The organism is Zwartia panacis (genome assembly GCF_030410395.1).
Lineage (GTDB): Bacteria > Pseudomonadota > Gammaproteobacteria > Burkholderiales > Burkholderiaceae_B > Zwartia > Zwartia panacis.
Genome location: NZ_JAUHHF010000002.1, coordinates 19,214 through 34,644, shown reverse-complemented (window position 1 = coordinate 34,644; position 15,431 = coordinate 19,214). Strand labels below are relative to the sequence as shown.

Here is a 15,431-nt window from a genome sequence, read left to right as displayed (position 1 = left end):
ACGTACGTTGTATCTGCTAAGTTTATTGTTCACAGTTCGGCAAGCGCAAGACGTTGGGCTGCCAGGCCAATCCTTGAGCCTTTTGTCTTTGCCTTTGCTCTTGCCTTAAGCAGCATTTTTCGGATCGTCTCGTCCAAGGTCACGATCCCATCGACCATGTTCTGTTCGAGTGCCGCGTCTGCACCTAACACTCGACCTTGTCCCATGCCGTTGCGCACCTGAGCGATTGGCACGCCACGTCCTTTTGCAACAGCTTTTGAGAAAGCAAGAAAATAATCATCGACCCGCGATTGCATGAAGGCTTGTGCCTCAGGATCAAGCGGTGCATAGGGATTGCCTTCTACTTTGTAAGTACCAGCCGAAATGAGTGTTGGAGTTACACCTTCAGCGGCGAGCGCCTGCGAATAATCAAAGTGCGCTTGCCAGACCCCAATCGATCCCACCTCACCACCCGGTGTCACGTAAAACTCAGATGCCGAGCATCCGATCCAGTAGGCGGCTGAGGCGGCGAGACTATTGGCAATAGCAATAATTGGTTTCTGTGCACGCGCGGCCACGATCTCATCTGCTAGTTCTGCAACGCCGTAGACGCTGCCACCTGGACTGTCTATGTCGATGAGGATCTGACTCACCGACTCATCGGCCAATGCTTGACGTAAGGCCGCTGCAAACTTCTGCGTGCTAACGCTCCCCGGACCAGACACATCTTCGATCATGTTGCCACGTTGAGTGATTACACCGTACAGAGGTAAGACCGCAATCCCGCCACCTGAGACTGAAGTTGCATTCTGACGGCGAGCCTCGCGGGTGACTTTATCGACATCTATACCGGCAAGTACCTCCGTCGTAGCAGGCGCATGGCTCGACCAACGTGCCATCACAGCAGATACTGCGTTCAAGCGCTCAGGCATCAGCGCCCAAGGGGTAGACAGAAACTCGGCGATCAGTAACTCAGTCTTCATCATTGGTTTCCATATTGTTTGATTGATCGGCGCCTGGGGCAGTTGTTTGCGTGACCGCGTCACCTTCTTCAACCATATTTAAGGGTCTGAGCGGTTCATCCAAGCCCTCAAGCGGATTTAAGTTTTCAGCGATACGCGCCTCATTGCGTGTGAGCCAGCCGTTTTGGATGCCGCTTTGGTAGTACGCGGCGCGGCTGGCTGCATCGCCTCGCATCAAATTTGTAAAATCAAACTCGACCTCCAACTCGTCGCCCTCAAGCAGCAATTCAGATTCGATCGAGGCCTCCCAGCGTTCAGCCCATGGCGTCATGGTGTGCATGACAAATTCAAGACTTTGCTGCTCGATGTTAGAAAATGTCGCTCGATCCAGATCCGCAATCATGTGCGGCGGCACCCGAAAGAGCCTGGCAATATCTGTAATCTGAAATTTTCGAAGTTCAAGAAACTGAGCATCTTTGTTGGTGACGCCCACCTCGTGAAACTTCATACCGTTTTCCAGCACGAGTACTTTGCCTCGGTTCGCACCTGACTGGGCCTGCTGGTACGAATCACGAAATACTTTCTTCGCTTCGTTATCCTTAAAGGATCCAGGGAACTCAATCCAACCACCGGTGGGTTTGGCATCATTGGCAAAGAAACGAGCGCCGTAGTCTTGGGCGGCGAGCGCCATACCCAGGCTCTCTCGTGCCAAATCGATCGGGCTTAGCCCCATTAGCCCGTCAGAGGAGAGCCCTCGCAGGTGCCAGACCTGACCACGTGAAAGGATATTTTCGCAACCAAACCGGTCGGTGAACCGATAACGAAACTCGCCGCTAGGCAGCAACTCGAGCCGGACCCGGTCTGGGTGCAACGGCATCAACTCAGTCACCTCACCGCGCGGGTTGGTGATGATCTGGTTGTAGGCGTTGCCTCGCAGCGCCAAGTGTCCTTGGAGCATTTCGCGCCACTCGAACGGGTTTTGAAACCTGTTCGGGCGCTTGGCCAGCAGGCGGTAGAGCCAGTGGTCGGTTACGCGATCCTTGCCACCATCGGGGCGTGCGCGGTAGACGACCAGCGGCAAAGAGGCCATGGTCTCCGACAGCACGCGCACGCAGGCATACACTGCCGCTAAGCGAAGCGCGCTGTCGGGTGAGACACGCATGCCGCTGCTGCCACGAGCTGACAGGGGTTCAAAAAAGAAGTCCCCCCAGGGCGACCTGTCACCGCTCGAGGCTCGGAAGCGATCAAAAAAACTGAGTATCCCCATCAAATCAGAGCATCAACAATTCGTAGTCCGCACCCAGCATCACCGAGTCTCCCGGTTTGATCGCACGCGAAATCGCCATGATCAGTGCCACGATGCCGTCGATTTTGTTTTCAGCTCGCTCCTTTCGTGGATAAATATTGTCTTTGGCATCCAGGTGGGCCACAACGTTGCTGGCCATCCAGCCAAGCACCGGGTCACCATCGTGGATGAGTTTCTTCTGGAGCACGAGGGCTTCCAGCGTTTTCATGGGTTCAGAAAAATTTAATACTGTCGGACGCAGTTCAATCATTGGCAGCCCCTCGGCAAGCATCCTGGTGGATAACTGCGTGGCCTGAAAGGGATCAAAGGCCACGGCCTGCACCGCAAACCTTGAGACAAGATCAGAGAGATCGGCTTCGATCCAACTGAAATCAATCACGTTGCCAGGCGTTACCGTTAAGCGCCCGGTATGCATCCAGCCCGAGTACTGACTGTTGCCGGCGGCGTTCACCGTATCTTCGGGCAAGTAATACTTGCCAAACACGGCATAGGCGTCGGCAATTTCGGGATGCTGAAACACCATCACAAGCGCTGCAATGTCCGTTTTGCTGGCCAGGTCCAGACCAATCCAGCAGGGTTGACCCACAAAGGATTCAATGTCTAAGTCAGGGTTGGCGCACGCGTCCCACGACCGCATATCCATCCAGGCGGTATCGGCGTTGACCCACTCGTTTAGATGCTTGGTCTTAAAGTTGTTGACCGCACTGGGCAACTGCATGGCCTTAGCTTGCAAGGGTCCCAGAATCTCTGAGCGCACCGAGATGCCCCAGTTCGGGTTGGCTTTGATGAGCGACTCTGCGCTTGTCCAGTCATCACCATCGTCAAGCCCGTAGATGATTCCGAACTGACTGTCGTCCTCAAACACGCCATCGAGCAGCTTGGTCACAAAGCTGCGCACTTCATAACAAATACCAGATCGATTCGAGCCAGCGGTTGTGATCACCCACAAGAGCGAATTGTCACGCTTGCCGGTACCGGTCTCTACTACGTCGTAGACCGTGCGCGTTTTGTGCGCATGCAACTCGTCGACGCAACCGAAGTGAATGTTCAGACCATCAAGGGTTGAGCCCTCGGCCGAGAGTGCCTCAAACTTAGAACCCGAGGCCAGCACGTTCATGTTGTGTGCGCCGACATTTACGTTAAAGCGATTGCGAAACCCCGGACTTCTGCGCGCCATGGTCTGCGCATCACCAAAGACAATACGCGCCTGGTCGCGTGTGGTGGCTAAGGAATAGACCTCAGCGCCACCCTCGCGATCAGCAGCAAGCATATACAGCGCCAAGGCCGATGACAAGGTTGACTTGGCGTTACCGCGCGGCACTTCAATGTAGGATCTGCGAAACCTGCGTTTGCCATCCGGTTTAACCCAGCCGAACACCGTGGTCAGGATAAATACCTGCCAAGGTTCTAACTTGATCATCTCTCCTGCGAGAGGCCCTTTAACGTGGGGCAGTCGCTCAATAAAGCCACAGAGATTATCCGCAGGAGCAAAGCTGCGGCCATCTTTATCTGTGAGTTTTGGATTAAAGCGGTAGGGACTAGCCTTACCCTTGAACTTCGCCAGATCGTTTAACTGGCGCTTGCACGCCCTTTGTACCCAGCTGCACGTGAGAATATCGCCGGCGATCACGGCCTCGGCGTATCGACGTGCCTTAGTCGAATAGGTTTCGTTTGCCATTAGGTGACTTTGTAATTCATTTGCACTACAATAATTTCCATGAAAACAGCCACCATTCCAGCCATCCGGGTTCTTCCCGCTTTTCGCGAGCAAGTCGAGTCTTCGCTACGTGAGGGCGAGACCTTGTCTGAATTCGTCGAACAATCGGTTCGCTCAGCCATACAACGCCGATGCGATCAGAACGAGTTCGTTGCGCGCGGACTGGCCTCGCTCAATGCCGCGCGGCAAACCGAGGACTACGTCGATTCAGTCGTCGTCATCGACGATTTGCAACGCAAGCTTGACGCTGCCAAGGCAACCCTCGCCAAGCGCCGCAAGTGACGTATCGGGTTCGACTGACGCGGCAGGCGCAGGCCGATCTGCAGCGGCTCTTTGATTTCATCATCGAGCGTGAATTGGCAAGCCACACAGGGGACCTCGAGATCGCCGAGCGAGCTCTAGCAGCAATCCGTGCCGTATTTGATACGCTGCGCGCTATGCCCTTCACTTGTCGAAAGGCGGGTGACAGCCCGTTTCTGCGCGAGCTGGTCATCTCTTTTGGTGCAACCGGGTACGTAGCCCTGTTTGAGATACTCGGTGAGCAGGAAGTCGTGATCGCTGCGGTTCGTCATCAACGTGAAGACGATTACTACTGATGCGCTTGTTCAGCTGCTGGCTTTAGCCCGCAATGTCGGCCCAAGGATCCATGCCTTGATCAGCAGCTTCCATGGGTAGCGATACCCGTGAGCGCGACGCAGGAGTAAACCCCATCTCTGTTGCTGCCTTGGTCATAATTTGAGCTTGCTTATTGGCAATCGCAAGGTACGGTGACTGCATTGGCACACCGGTGTTTGGGGCTTTTACAAGCAGACCGGTCTTATTAATGCCCGTTTGAGCTTTGCGATACAGATCCGCGGCACAGGCCCAGACTTCGAGCACAGACATATCCAAGCGTTTCAATAAATTAGGCGGTGCACACTGAAGTGCATAGCGCCAGGCTGACTTCGCGCCCTCGGCCATGTAGTCTGGCGGGTCAACCAGTTCACCCTGAGGCTTTGGTTCGTTCAGATTGGTGCGGCACTTCTGTAACGTCCCTCTGATTTTCTTAACCGTCGTGGGTAGTGGTTTGCGACCAGCCATAAATATTCCAATTGGGGGGATCCCCCCTTGTTTCAATTTGCACGCGCAAAAATTTGATTAAGGCCACGCCTCACTACTTTCAGACCGTAGAGATTTAGACCCCCTAGGGGGTGTAGCGCTTGGCTGCAGTCTCGCGTGCGGTCTTGCGGTTGTGGCATGACACGCAAAGCGGTTGTAGGTTTTGCCAACCAAAACGATCGCCGCCTTCCTTGAGGGGCTGAACGTGATCAGCCACCACAGCAGGAGCGATGCAACCAAGCACACTGCAAGCCTTGCAGGTCGGGTGCTCACGCAGAAAGGCTGCGCGTACCGAGCGCCAGCGCACCGACTGATAAAAGTTACGTTCGGAGTCAAAGCCTCGTCGAGCTCGGCCATAGTCACGGTGCACCAGCGCAAGGTGTCTGTCGCAGGAGCCAGGCGTTGCTAATAGCTCTGGGCAGCCGGGGTGACGGCACGGTGTGGGGGCACTTCGTGGCATAAGCGCTTTATTCCAACTTTTTATCAAATTCAAGCAAAGTTCTTGCAGATAGTGCTTGGCTTGTTGCGTCTTCAGAGCGTTCATACAGACGTCTCAAAGACGCTTATCAATCAACCTGCCGGAGCACCCCATGAAACTAACAACACTGACACCGAGCCAAAGCCAACTCCTTGAAGCCGCGGCCTGTAACCCGCAGCGCTTACTGACAGACTTCCCAGCAAACTTGAAAGGCGGAGCACTGATCAAAGTACTCACAAGCCTTGGCAACCAGGGCTTGATCCAACCCCACAGCAAAACTGCCTCTGGCAACACACAATTTGCAATCACCACTGAAGGACTGCAAGCGATCGGTGTTCAACCGCCGGTTGTACTCAAGCGTGAGGTGAGTAAGCAAGCCCTCTTGATCGAGCTCATGAGCCGCCCCGAAGGTGCGACCCTTGCGCAGATGGTTCAAGCCACGGGTTGGCAGGCACACACGGTGCGCGGCTGCTTAGCTGGGGCCTTAAAGAAAAAGCTTGGCCTGCTCATCGACTCAGTCAAAGAGACGGGCGGTGAGCGCGTCTACAGAGTCTCACCCATCACAACTGTTTGCGCCTCACTTAGAGCCTGAGGCGTTAGCTCTGCGAAGGCTTGGCCATCCGACTCTCGGCTGGCCTTGAGTCCTGTGTAGTCTTCCCAACGCTTGACGATGACGTCAACATACTTGGGATCTAACTCAACTAAGCGCGCCTGGCGATTGGTTTTCTCGCAGGCAATGAGGGTCGTACCCGAGCCGCCAAACAAATCGAGCACGATGTCGCGAGTCTTAGAAGAGTTCTTGATCGCGCGCTCAACCAACTCAACTGGCTTCATCGTTGGATGCAGGTCGTTGACGCGCGGCTTGTTGTAATTCCAGATATCTGATTGATCACGATCACCACACCAGAAATGTTTAGTACCTTCTTTCCATCCGTAGAGGATAGGCTCGTACTGGCGCTGATAATCTGCGCGCCCAAGCGTAAAAGTGTTCTTGGCCCAGATGACAAAGGTCGACCACTTGCCACCCGCTTCCAGCCAAGCCCTTTGCAACGTATGCAACTCTGAGGAGCTCATGCATACGTAGCAGGCACCCTTGGTGACGAGGAGCAAGTTTACGCACGCGTCGTACAAAAACTGATAGAAGCCATCACCCAAGGCATCGTTCATGATGCGACGGTCTTTGCCGCGCATTTTGTCCTTGGCGTTGTTGCCATAATCCACGTTGTAAGGTGGATCGGTAAACGCCATGTCGGCGAGCTGACCATTCATTACGCGCTCAACATCTGTGAGCACAGTAGAGTCACCGCACAACAAACGATGCTGCCCCAAGAGCCACATGTCGCCAGTTTTAGAAACGGGATCGACGGGTAAGTCTGGCACGGCATCATCTTCGGTAAGCCCTGTCTTGTCACCCTCGCCGTTAAGCAAGCGCTCAAGCTCCTCATCGCCAAAGCCCATCAGCTCTAGATCAAACCCAGCTTCTTTCAACTCAGTCAGTTCAACGCCCAGCAACTCGTCATCCCATCCTGCGTTGGCAGCGATACGGTTATCAGCCAGGATATAAGCCTTCTTCTGGATCGCCGAGAGATGAGTCAGCTCAATGACTGGCACCTCGGTCAGTTCAAGCTTGCGTGCCGCAGCTAGACGTCCATGCCCAGCAATGACACCTCGCTCACCGTCGGTGAGGATAGGATTGGTGAAACCAAACTCAGCGATTGAGGCGGCGATCTGCGCTACCTGGTCTTCGCTGTGCGTGCGGGCATTGCGCGCATACGGGATGAGCGAAGCCACCGCGACCATTCGGATCTCGGGTGTCATAAAAATTCTCGGTGTTGGTGTGTGCGAGAGTCGCTGTCTACTTGACGGACCTGCTCACTAAAGATGTGGGGGCTTGCCCCAAACAAAACGCCCACAAGGCATAGGCTGTGTGGGCGTGATTTGAGTGATTAACAAAATGATAGTGCTTCGATATATACCGTGTCAATAGCTTTTCGTACGATTTTTAAAACAGGCAAATAAGGTAACTTTCTACATCATCATTTGCTGATCATTGCCTTGAGGTCCTTGGTCAAAAGGAACAGATGAAATGGATCCGAGGCGCTGGGTTCAAACTCCCAGTTAAGGTACCACTGCCTTGCTGACTCGTCCTTAGCGTGCACCAGCAGCGCGCGAATTCCAGCGATATCTGCTGCCTGTGCTGTGCGTAACAAGGCATTCTTGAGCAGCGCTTTGCCAAGCCCTACTCGTTGATGCTGCACATCCACCGCAAGGCGGGCCAGAAGCATTACAGGAACTGGATGTTGGGGAATTCCTTTGATCACTCGTGGCGCGGCCGTTGTCGGATCAACGCTACCAACAGCCAAACTGTAGAAGCCTACAACACACCCTGAATGACAACTCACGTAGGTCTGGGCGCTATTCGATTTTTGATTGACCAGCGCGTAACGCTGCAAAAACTGATTCAGCGCAGGCTGGCCACAATCGAAGGAATCGACGACATCTGCATTGGCCAGTTTACGAACTGGTTCATAAGCCTGCGAGCTCAACCAAGCAACCCAGGCTCAGAGAGAAGCTTCTTGAGCTTAGGCTTAGCGCTCACGGGCTGGTCCAGAGCAGTCTGAAACGCCAGCCACTTCTCAGCACTCAGTTCAAAGCGGGTACGATCTGCCAGGGTCTGGTTGGCAGCGAGAATGCCTGCATCCAGCAAAAACTCGCTCACATTTTTGTGCGCCACGCGCGCAGCTTCCTGAAGCAATTGCTTCACAGGCGTACTGGCGCGCACATCAATGCGCTCAGATTTAGGATGAATGACAGCGGTCATGGCAGTCTCGTTTTTAAAAAGTTACCCCATCATAACGTCCGGACAACGTCCTGACAAGCGGTTTTTAATGACTATACCCATAATGGACCGCCAACACCCCAAGCGCGCCAACCAAAATACCCTTGGCCTCATACTGATTCAGTGTTCTGCCATTCCAGCCTTCAAGCGTTGACCACTCCTTCACACTTTGCCCTAAGCCGGCTACGTGCCAGACCGCACACCCGCCTGGACTTGTGAGGCCACCCACTGCGTCGAGCGCCTGCCCGAGTCTTTTTCGAGCCCAAGCACAACGCTCGGTCATGCTATCTTGCCAGCGTCCGCCGGGGATACGATCCAAGGCTGGCGCACCGACGGGGTTGAGTTGCGCAAACACAAAGTTTCTCGCAAAGTCCTGACCCGCATCGTGCATCGGTGTCGTGATCGCGCCGTGACGCAGCAACAGACCGAGTGAGTCCACCGTTCGAAAATGCTCCGTGCGAAAGGTCGTACCTTCCTCCTCAATGCTCACCCATTCACCCACCCGACCACCAGGCAAGTCGACCAGCGCGCCTGGCTCAAGGGCTACCGTTGGTTCTGGCACACGTGTTGATGCTTGCGCTGGTGCTTGTGCAATTTTCCTTTTAGCCACGGCGCACCTCCTCACCCAAGACCGTGGCAGCCTCTTGTGCCAAAGCCCAGTGCAACAACGCCAGCGCATCAGCCTCGTTGTCATCCCTGACCGCATAGCCCTGAGCCCTCATGGCAGAGATCACCTCAGCCTTGCCTGCGTTGCCGCGGCCCGTGGCGTGGCGCTTGATCGTACCTACAGGTAAACCCAGATAAGGGATCTGATGCTGTTCGCACCAAGCGGTAAGCGTGGCCATCAGACCGCCGTAGACGTGGGCAGCATCCACACCAAGGTGTCGGCGCACCTCTTCGAAATAAACAGCGCCAATGCCCTCTGGTGCAACCACAACCGCCTTCATCTCGGCAAGCCAACGACCAAAGCGTAGGTAGCGCATCCCGCCGCCCTCGAAGCGTTGCGTTTTAAAACTAATCACGCCGTGGGTGATTGGCGTGGCGGGTGCGCGCAGTGCCCAACCGGTGGTCGTGCCCAAGTCGAGGGCGAGAATCGTGGTGCGGGGTGAGGCAAGGCGTGGTGAGGCAAGTTCAGTGATCTTCAAAGCAACCTCCAAGGAGCGTACAAGGGTTCTTGTGCGGCCTGGAGGAGCAGCGCCACGCGCCGTGTCAGGGCAAGTGTGGCTCCTTCATGCCCGAGTAACTTTCGGGTGCGTGGGCTGGCCGGTACGAGACCGACCCTTTCTTCAATACTTCATCTTTCAAGCCTAGTGGGTGTGGCAGGGTAGTTATTTAAATACTTCATATTTCAATATATATACCTATTTCTCTCTCTCAGAGTTGTCACCGTCTGCGCGCGCACGCGCGCGCGAGACACACACTCTCTCTAGGGCCCCCCATATATATGTATATAGAGGCACCCCCCTTGAAATAAGGCAATAGTTGAAATAAGGTTTTCAAACGTAGGGCTCCTCGATTTCTGGCAATTTGATCCACTGGCTGGGCCGGCCCCCGGTTGGGATAGTGCTCACCTCGATCAGTCGTGCTTCGGCCAAGGTATGCAGCACACCATCGCGCTGGCGATGATCCATGAACTGGGTACGACGCGTGAACTCACTTCGAGACAAGCCCCGACCACCCGCATCGCGCACAATCTGAAGCGCACGTTTGTGATTAGACTCGACTTGGTTTTCTGAGACGCGTGCGCGAACTTCGCGGATAGTGAGCTCTGCGCAATGGCGCGAGAGCATGATCCCCCAGTGCGCATCGTGATCCTCGATCTGCGGCGTGACCGGATCTCTTGAAACCGCGCGAATGAGCGCGAGCTTGCTTGCGTTTTCCTCAATGCGCGCAAGGATCGACGAGTACCCCGTCCCCTGCGAGGCACGCAGACGTTCAAGCATCGACTGGTCAAGCTCCTTGAACGCCGCGCGCGCAGCAGCACTCGCAGGCACCACGCGTGGCTCAACCAGCACTTCGTCAATCGCGCCTACGTCGGCGAGGTTGCCGCCGAGCTGACCCCCACCCTGATGGATGAGCGCCAAGCGGTCAATCAAAGCCTGCGACGGGTCGATCACACCAAAGACCTCGTTGCTGTCGGGAAAGTCGCGCTCGCTTTGCAGAATCAGAAAGCGCGCTAGCGAGCCGTCGGCAACGTTAGACGCCTGTAACGCCTGCCAAAAGTGAACAGGCGTTGTGGTGCCGTAAATACAAGCACACGGCTGGTGAATCGCACGGTGCGCATTATTGTTCTGCGTGCTCGCATACTCCACACCAAAGTAGGTCGTGCCAGAGGTCGTGTAAAGCTCGGTCATGAGATCAAGAATCTCGCAGATATAGCGCGGGGATCTTTTACGATCGGCTGCCGCGGACAGGAACATGCCGAACTCGTCTAGCTGAAACAAACTCGCAGGCTGGCGCTGGATCGCTGCGATCAGACCCGCGCCTGAGGCGATCTTGTTGCCACCCAAGTATTGCAAGAGCCCCGCGCGGCGAAACAACTCGTTGATCACCATGCGGCTGTGGTTCTTGCCCGCACCACTCTCAGCGATCCCCACCACATACAAGTTTGAGCGCGTATTGCTCTCGGTTCGGTACTTGCGCCCCATGAGCGCACCGACCGCACACAGGCTTGCACCCAACGCCAGCACCGGTTGCGGACGCTTGGCCGTTGTGGCCATGAGCGCCATCATGTCAGCGATCACACCGCCCACCTGATCCCAACCCGAAGGCAGTGGTTTGGGAGGCGGCAATACAGGCGCAGCGCTTGAAGCGTCTAACGTAATCGGACTTTGAGTCTGCAGGGCCTGTAGCAACTCCTCGGCTGGGTGGTGACCGTTCATGACGACCTCACCGTTGAGTTGCAAGTCTTGCGCGGGCACCCAGCCCTGGTCAAGCGCCAACTTATAAATGGTGCCTGCACCAATGCGTTGAGGCGCAAAGCTTGACCAGCTTTTTGCGGTCGTCTTGACATCGTTCTTAACTGAACTCGCTGACCACGCCTCAAAAAGTGGCCAGCCCGCTTCGGCCAGCGCCCCTTTGATTGCCATACCAATGCGCACCCAGCTGTCGTAGTCCAGATCTTGATTCGCAACAAACAAGAGCGCGTCTTGTACTGCTTCAAAGGTGCCGCGCTGCTCGGGAAGGTTGGCAAACTCTGCCGGAGCTTTTAAGCCAACACCTAAGCTCTTAGGGCGTAAGGCGAGCGGCACCATCTCGTAGGCCTGACGCGCAAACTCCCGCGCCTGCGCCTCGGTGATTACGGGTAACTCTTCAATTGCAATGTCAGCCAGGGTCTGTACTGGCCACACATAGGGCTGACCCGTGTTGGGATGAATGCCGTAGGCAATGAACTGCTGACCTAAGCCCAGCACTTCAATCGGCGGATACTTAAAGCCACTAAAAGGCTGTGCTGCGCGATAGACCAACAAACGCTTAGGGGCATGACCGATGCGCACCGCTGGCGTGTCACCCAAGAGCCTCTTGGCCAAACCCTCGATCTGCACCGCGAGGTCTTGAGACTGCAGCACATCGATATCAATGCCAATAACACGGCCTGCGGCAATGCCAATGCCTGCCTCGGGCCAATCGCCCCAAATATCGACTTCGTTCTCGGTCGTGTCGCGCTCACAGTGACGGCTCCACTTCGGGTAGTCCTGCCAGGCCCCCAGGCGGTACATCCCGGGCTTCTTGGTGCTGGGCTGGATCGGTAAGATGGCGTAGCCACGATCGACGAGTGTGGCCCCGAGTTGAGCCATGAAATTATTCGTTGTCATGTTCTTACTCAAAATGGTGGTGGCTCATTGGCGTAGGCGGTGCGCAGGTGGTTCTGAAACGCGGTCACGGCAACCTCGATGAGCGTTGCCCACTCTTCTCCCGTAAATGTTGCAAGATCAGTCTTGCCTAGCGACTCGACATACTCGCCACCGCTTTGGCAGGCCACAGACAGCGCCTGAACTTCATGTTTTTTTGGATCGATCATTGCCTTTAACCTTGCTGTAATGTTTTGGCAGAGCATCGAGCACAGCTGCAGTCTCGGTGCCTCTGCGTGGATAAAACGGGGCGAGAACCCAAACCCTCGGGCCTCGCGCCTGCATACGGCGCACAGCATCAGAAGCGTGCACCAACGATCTGAACAAAGCACCCGTTGGGTTTGACTGCGATCTGTGAGGGGCACTTCAAGCTTTGTGTCAGTGCCAAAGCTTCATCGACTCGCTTGGGCAGTCCTTTGCCGGGCGCGCGATTTGCCCACCAGCTTGCCGCCTTTTGGCGCGCATAGCCGTCGTGCTCGAAACACACCCACTCGCTGTGAGAGTTCAGCCCACACTGATAATCCACGCGCAGGGAGGGCGGCTTGCCTGGTTTTTCATGGCGGGCGTAGTTCACCCCATTGACCGGCACCCACTGCGGTGGGCCACCAGACAAGATGTCCAGGTTGCTTGCGCGCGCCTCAATCTTGATTTGTGGTTCAGGAAACAGGTGACCGCAGTCGGGGCATTCGCGCACCGCCGCGTGCACAATGCTGTTGCAGTCTGGACAGTCCTTGGTGGGCGCCTCTCCCTCTTCCCCTGCCTTGGGGGTCTTGGGCTTAATCGCATCGATAGGACCGTGGCGCGCAATGTTGCCAGCGAAGTCCAGCACCAGGCAGTCTGTCTTACCCGGTGCGAGCCGACAACCACGGCCCACGATCTGTACATATAAGCCAGCCGATTTGGTCGGGCGCAACATGGCGATCAGATCCACAGCAGGTGCATTAAAACCAGTGGTCAGCACATTGGCATTGGTCAGGCACTGAATGCGTCCGGCTTTGAAGTCCTTGATGAGGGTTTCGCGCTGCGCGCTTGGTGTATCACCCACGATGGTCTCGCAGGTGACGCCTCGGGCACGCACAGCATCTCGCACGTGATACGCGTGATCCACGCCTGCGCAAAAGATCAACCAGCTTTTGCGGTTGGCTGAGTACGAGAAAATTTCATCGACAGCGCTTTGCGTGATCGCGTCTTGGTCGATCGCCGCTTCCAGATCCTTGGCAATAAACTCACCCCCACGGGTCCCAACCTCAGAGACATCGAGCTCGGTGGCCATACGTTTAGAAATGAGCGGCGACAGGTACCCGTCATCGATCAACTCACGCACCGTCACCTCGTAGGCGATATCGGTAAAAATCGCCTCTTCGCCTTCGTGCAACCGCCCTGAGTCCAGGCGGTACGGGGTGGCAGTCAAACCGATGACTTTGAGCATAGGATTCAGGCGCTTGAGCCCGTCCAAAAAGCTGCGATACATCGTGTTCGAGGAGCGTGGAATTAAGTGCGCTTCATCGATAAGCACCAGATCGCATTGCTGCACGCCGTAGACATGCTTGTGAATAGACTGAATACCAGCAAATAAAATCTGTGCACTGATTTCACGCTTTTTTAGCCCAGCCGAGTAAATCCCAGCAGGTGCTTGGGGCCAAAGCTTGATGAGTTCGGCGTGATTTTGCTCGATTAACTCACGCACGTGCGTCACGATCAGAATGCGCTGATCCGGATAACTTTTTAAAACACCCTCAATAAAACTTGCCATGACCAAGGATTTGCCCCCGGCGGTTGGAATCACCACTAAGGGGTTTCCAGTTTCAGCATCGAAATAGTTGTAAATACCATTTATGGCTGCTGTTTGATATGCGCGTAACTTTAAAGACATGAGACGTTCTCCATACGTTTAACAAAGCCCTGATCGCGCCAGCGCTCGCCGCTCGGCAACAGGTATTCCACCCAGTCCTCGCCAGCATCGACTTGCTGCGCGGGTACTAAGTCAGGCACAAAGAGATGGAGCGAACACCCAGCGCGCTGCTCCCTCTCCCCAATAGGTTGCTTTAGACGAGCACAGTGCCAAGCGCTCTCAACAGGTGTCGCGTGCAGGCACGTCCGACAATTCACGCTTGGCGCTGTCTGGCCATGGCAGACGGGCGCGTGGTCGCACAGCCGGCACTGATACCAACTCGGATCCTCACTTATTCTTAGCAGTGGGGTTGTGGCAAAGATGACCCGCTGCGCTTTACTGAGAAGGTTTTCAGCGCAAGCGCGATCCGCCTCAAGCCGTTCAACGTAGAGCTCGTCGGTGTCTTTGTTGACCGCCAAGTACATCGCGCGGCTGATCCCCGTTAAATGCATATAAATTTGCATCTGTGCGTAATGCTGCGGCTTGCTAGCCTGAACTTTCTTGCTAAGCAAGTCGTTGAAGCTTTTTTTCGAGTGCGTTTTAAACTCGAGTACGTGCCAGGTTTTAGGTGCTTCAAGCAGATTGAGTGCAATGCCATCGAGTGAGCCACCGAAATGACCGCCATGGGCTGCCACCCGAAACTGCCTACCTGTCTCGGGGTCAACCTCTAAAACCGTTGCACCCGTTGCGCGCAGATTCGATACCAAGCGAGCCTCTTCAAGCTGTCCGGTTTCAAAGAGACGCAATAAACGACCAGGGTGCTTGGCTTGCGTCACCCAACGAAAGTCGTACCAGAGCGCACGCGCGCACTCTTTGCCGATAATCGAGGCCCCGAGGTGCGAGCGAAAACCATCGCCTGAGTCTTTTTCGTAGGCTGCGTAAATCGCATCTCTGGTCGGACAGCTTGCGTGGGGTAACTCAGCCATGCTGCTCTCCCGAGAGGTGATGTGCTGCCTTGGCCCGCGAGACAAGCTGAGTCCATTGACTGTCATCAAATTGTTCGCGGACCAACTCAATGAGCGTGTCTTTAAAAGCACCTCTGGGTTCGCCTTGCGCGAGCTTGGCCAAGTGTGCAGAGACGAGCCCAAGCTCATACTGCTTCAGACGTAGGGCTGTCTTCGCACGATGAAACGCGGACGCATCAAGCGCTTTTTTCTCGGTCTGACGCCGAATGTCAGTCGTTGCAATCTGAAGCCGGATTGAGGCCACCTCAGCCTGCAGGCTCACCAGTCGAGTGCGGCAGGCGTCAGCCGTCTGCGGCAACGACAACCCCTCTGGTGCAAAATTGAGCTCACTCATGATCGACTCCT

At 55.4% G+C, this 15,431-nt stretch carries 18 protein-coding genes; 3 read left to right on the top strand and 15 right to left on the bottom strand.

Annotated features, from left to right (window positions below; genetic code table 11):
* Positions 1-29: 29 nt before the first annotated feature.
* From QWY30_RS02640 to QWY30_RS02630, 3 genes are all read right to left on the bottom strand, one after another.
* Entirely contained in the window at positions 30-965 is a 936-nt protein-coding gene (locus tag QWY30_RS02640; RefSeq protein ID WP_290238001.1) for a S49 family peptidase, read from the bottom strand.
* Positions 952-2,103 carry a phage portal protein gene (locus QWY30_RS02635; protein WP_290238000.1) on the bottom strand — a complete coding sequence of 384 codons (1,152 nt, stop codon included), beginning with the start codon at positions 2,101-2,103 and terminating at the stop codon, positions 952-954. The genes QWY30_RS02640 and QWY30_RS02635 overlap by 14 nt, the downstream gene beginning before the upstream one ends.
* A 109-nt stretch (positions 2,104-2,212) precedes the next feature.
* On the bottom strand, positions 2,213-3,925 hold the full coding sequence (locus tag QWY30_RS02630) for a terminase large subunit (protein ID WP_290237999.1): 1,713 nt from the start codon (positions 3,923-3,925) through the stop codon (positions 2,213-2,215).
* Positions 3,926-3,964: 39 nt separating this feature from the next.
* Here QWY30_RS02630 and QWY30_RS02625 point away from each other — a divergent pair, with 39 nt between their 5' ends.
* Together QWY30_RS02625 and QWY30_RS02620 are read left to right on the top strand one after the other, a co-directional pair.
* Positions 3,965-4,246 (top strand): YlcI/YnfO family protein, encoded by a 282-nt coding sequence (locus tag QWY30_RS02625; RefSeq protein WP_290237998.1) that lies wholly within the window; start codon positions 3,965-3,967, stop codon positions 4,244-4,246.
* Positions 4,243-4,560, top strand: a complete 318-nt coding sequence (locus QWY30_RS02620) for a type II toxin-antitoxin system RelE/ParE family toxin (RefSeq protein ID WP_290237997.1) — start codon at positions 4,243-4,245, stop codon at positions 4,558-4,560. The genes QWY30_RS02625 and QWY30_RS02620 overlap by 4 nt, the downstream gene beginning before the upstream one ends.
* A 22-nt stretch (positions 4,561-4,582) precedes the next feature.
* Here the strand turns inward: QWY30_RS02620 and QWY30_RS02615 are convergent, their stop codons facing one another.
* Together QWY30_RS02615 and QWY30_RS02610 are read right to left on the bottom strand one after the other, a co-directional pair.
* Positions 4,583-5,044: a phage terminase small subunit P27 family gene (locus tag QWY30_RS02615; RefSeq protein WP_290237996.1), complete on the bottom strand. Its 462-nt coding sequence runs from the start codon at positions 5,042-5,044 to the stop codon at positions 4,583-4,585.
* Between the two features lie 103 nt (positions 5,045-5,147).
* Positions 5,148-5,606: an HNH endonuclease gene (locus tag QWY30_RS02610; RefSeq protein WP_290237995.1), complete on the bottom strand. Its 459-nt coding sequence runs from the start codon at positions 5,604-5,606 to the stop codon at positions 5,148-5,150.
* A gap of 46 nt (positions 5,607-5,652) precedes the next feature.
* Between QWY30_RS02610 and QWY30_RS02605 the strand changes: the two genes are divergently transcribed.
* Positions 5,653-6,132: a DUF3489 domain-containing protein gene (locus QWY30_RS02605; RefSeq protein ID WP_290237994.1), complete on the top strand. Its 480-nt coding sequence runs from the start codon at positions 5,653-5,655 to the stop codon at positions 6,130-6,132.
* On the opposite strand, the gene QWY30_RS02600 is transcribed toward QWY30_RS02605, so the two are convergent.
* The 10 genes from QWY30_RS02600 to QWY30_RS02555 form a co-directional block, all read right to left on the bottom strand.
* Entirely contained in the window at positions 6,084-7,358 is a 1,275-nt protein-coding gene (locus QWY30_RS02600; protein WP_290237993.1) for a site-specific DNA-methyltransferase, read from the bottom strand. The two genes, QWY30_RS02605 and QWY30_RS02600, sit on opposite strands and share 49 nt — an antisense overlap.
* 218 nt (positions 7,359-7,576) lie before the next feature.
* Complete coding sequence (locus QWY30_RS02595) at positions 7,577-8,086, bottom strand: GNAT family N-acetyltransferase (protein WP_290237992.1); 510 nt, start codon at positions 8,084-8,086, stop codon at positions 7,577-7,579.
* Positions 8,083-8,361 (bottom strand): type II toxin-antitoxin system TacA family antitoxin, encoded by a 279-nt coding sequence (locus tag QWY30_RS02590; RefSeq protein WP_290237991.1) that lies wholly within the window; start codon positions 8,359-8,361, stop codon positions 8,083-8,085. Before QWY30_RS02590 ends, QWY30_RS02595 begins: the two co-directional genes overlap by 4 nt.
* Before the next feature lie 64 nt (positions 8,362-8,425).
* Positions 8,426-8,989 (bottom strand): hypothetical protein, encoded by a 564-nt coding sequence (locus tag QWY30_RS02585; protein WP_290237990.1) that lies wholly within the window; start codon positions 8,987-8,989, stop codon positions 8,426-8,428.
* Complete coding sequence (locus QWY30_RS02580; protein ID WP_290237989.1) at positions 8,982-9,524, bottom strand: hypothetical protein; 543 nt, start codon at positions 9,522-9,524, stop codon at positions 8,982-8,984. Before QWY30_RS02580 ends, QWY30_RS02585 begins: the two co-directional genes overlap by 8 nt.
* Positions 9,525-9,875: 351 nt before the next feature.
* Positions 9,876-12,194 (bottom strand): PriCT-2 domain-containing protein, encoded by a 2,319-nt coding sequence (locus tag QWY30_RS02575; RefSeq protein ID WP_290237988.1) that lies wholly within the window; start codon positions 12,192-12,194, stop codon positions 9,876-9,878.
* An 8-nt stretch (positions 12,195-12,202) separates the two neighbouring features.
* On the bottom strand, positions 12,203-12,400 hold the full coding sequence (locus tag QWY30_RS02570; protein WP_290237987.1) for a DUF6511 domain-containing protein: 198 nt from the start codon (positions 12,398-12,400) through the stop codon (positions 12,203-12,205).
* Positions 12,401-12,528: 128 nt separating this feature from the next.
* Positions 12,529-14,103, bottom strand: coding sequence for a DEAD/DEAH box helicase (locus tag QWY30_RS02565; RefSeq protein ID WP_290237986.1), 1,575 nt, complete (start codon positions 14,101-14,103; stop codon positions 12,529-12,531).
* Positions 14,094-15,047 carry a PDDEXK family nuclease gene (locus QWY30_RS02560; RefSeq protein ID WP_290237985.1) on the bottom strand — a complete coding sequence of 318 codons (954 nt, stop codon included), beginning with the start codon at positions 15,045-15,047 and terminating at the stop codon, positions 14,094-14,096. The genes QWY30_RS02565 and QWY30_RS02560 overlap by 10 nt, the downstream gene beginning before the upstream one ends.
* Positions 15,040-15,420 (bottom strand): hypothetical protein, encoded by a 381-nt coding sequence (locus QWY30_RS02555; protein WP_290237984.1) that lies wholly within the window; start codon positions 15,418-15,420, stop codon positions 15,040-15,042. Before QWY30_RS02555 ends, QWY30_RS02560 begins: the two co-directional genes overlap by 8 nt.
* Positions 15,421-15,431 lie beyond the last annotated feature (11 nt).

Bases quoted from the DNA above. Each gene is read 5' to 3' on its own strand.
- QWY30_RS02615 (WP_290237996.1), bottom strand. From the start codon at position 5,044: ATGGCTGGTCGCAAACCACTACCCACGACGGTTAAGAAAATCAGAGGG.
- QWY30_RS02640 (WP_290238001.1), bottom strand. From the start codon at position 965: ATGATGAAGACTGAGTTACTGATCGCCGAGTTTCTGTCTACCCCTTGG.
- QWY30_RS02625 (WP_290237998.1), top strand. From the start codon at position 3,965: ATGAAAACAGCCACCATTCCAGCCATCCGGGTTCTTCCCGCTTTTCGC.
- QWY30_RS02575 (WP_290237988.1), bottom strand. From the start codon at position 12,194: ATGACAACGAATAATTTCATGGCTCAACTCGGGGCCACACTCGTCGAT.
- QWY30_RS02570 (WP_290237987.1), bottom strand. From the start codon at position 12,400: ATGATCGATCCAAAAAAACATGAAGTTCAGGCGCTGTCTGTGGCCTGC.
- QWY30_RS02590 (WP_290237991.1), bottom strand. From the start codon at position 8,361: ATGACCGCTGTCATTCATCCTAAATCTGAGCGCATTGATGTGCGCGCC.
- QWY30_RS02565 (WP_290237986.1), bottom strand. From the start codon at position 14,103: ATGTCTTTAAAGTTACGCGCATATCAAACAGCAGCCATAAATGGTATT.
- QWY30_RS02560 (WP_290237985.1), bottom strand. From the start codon at position 15,047: ATGGCTGAGTTACCCCACGCAAGCTGTCCGACCAGAGATGCGATTTAC.
- QWY30_RS02600 (WP_290237993.1), bottom strand. From the start codon at position 7,358: ATGACACCCGAGATCCGAATGGTCGCGGTGGCTTCGCTCATCCCGTAT.
- QWY30_RS02555 (WP_290237984.1), bottom strand. From the start codon at position 15,420: ATGAGTGAGCTCAATTTTGCACCAGAGGGGTTGTCGTTGCCGCAGACG.
- QWY30_RS02630 (WP_290237999.1), bottom strand. From the start codon at position 3,925: ATGGCAAACGAAACCTATTCGACTAAGGCACGTCGATACGCCGAGGCC.
- QWY30_RS02610 (WP_290237995.1), bottom strand. From the start codon at position 5,606: ATGAACGCTCTGAAGACGCAACAAGCCAAGCACTATCTGCAAGAACTT.
- QWY30_RS02635 (WP_290238000.1), bottom strand. From the start codon at position 2,103: ATGCGTGTCTCACCCGACAGCGCGCTTCGCTTAGCGGCAGTGTATGCC.
- QWY30_RS02605 (WP_290237994.1), top strand. From the start codon at position 5,653: ATGAAACTAACAACACTGACACCGAGCCAAAGCCAACTCCTTGAAGCC.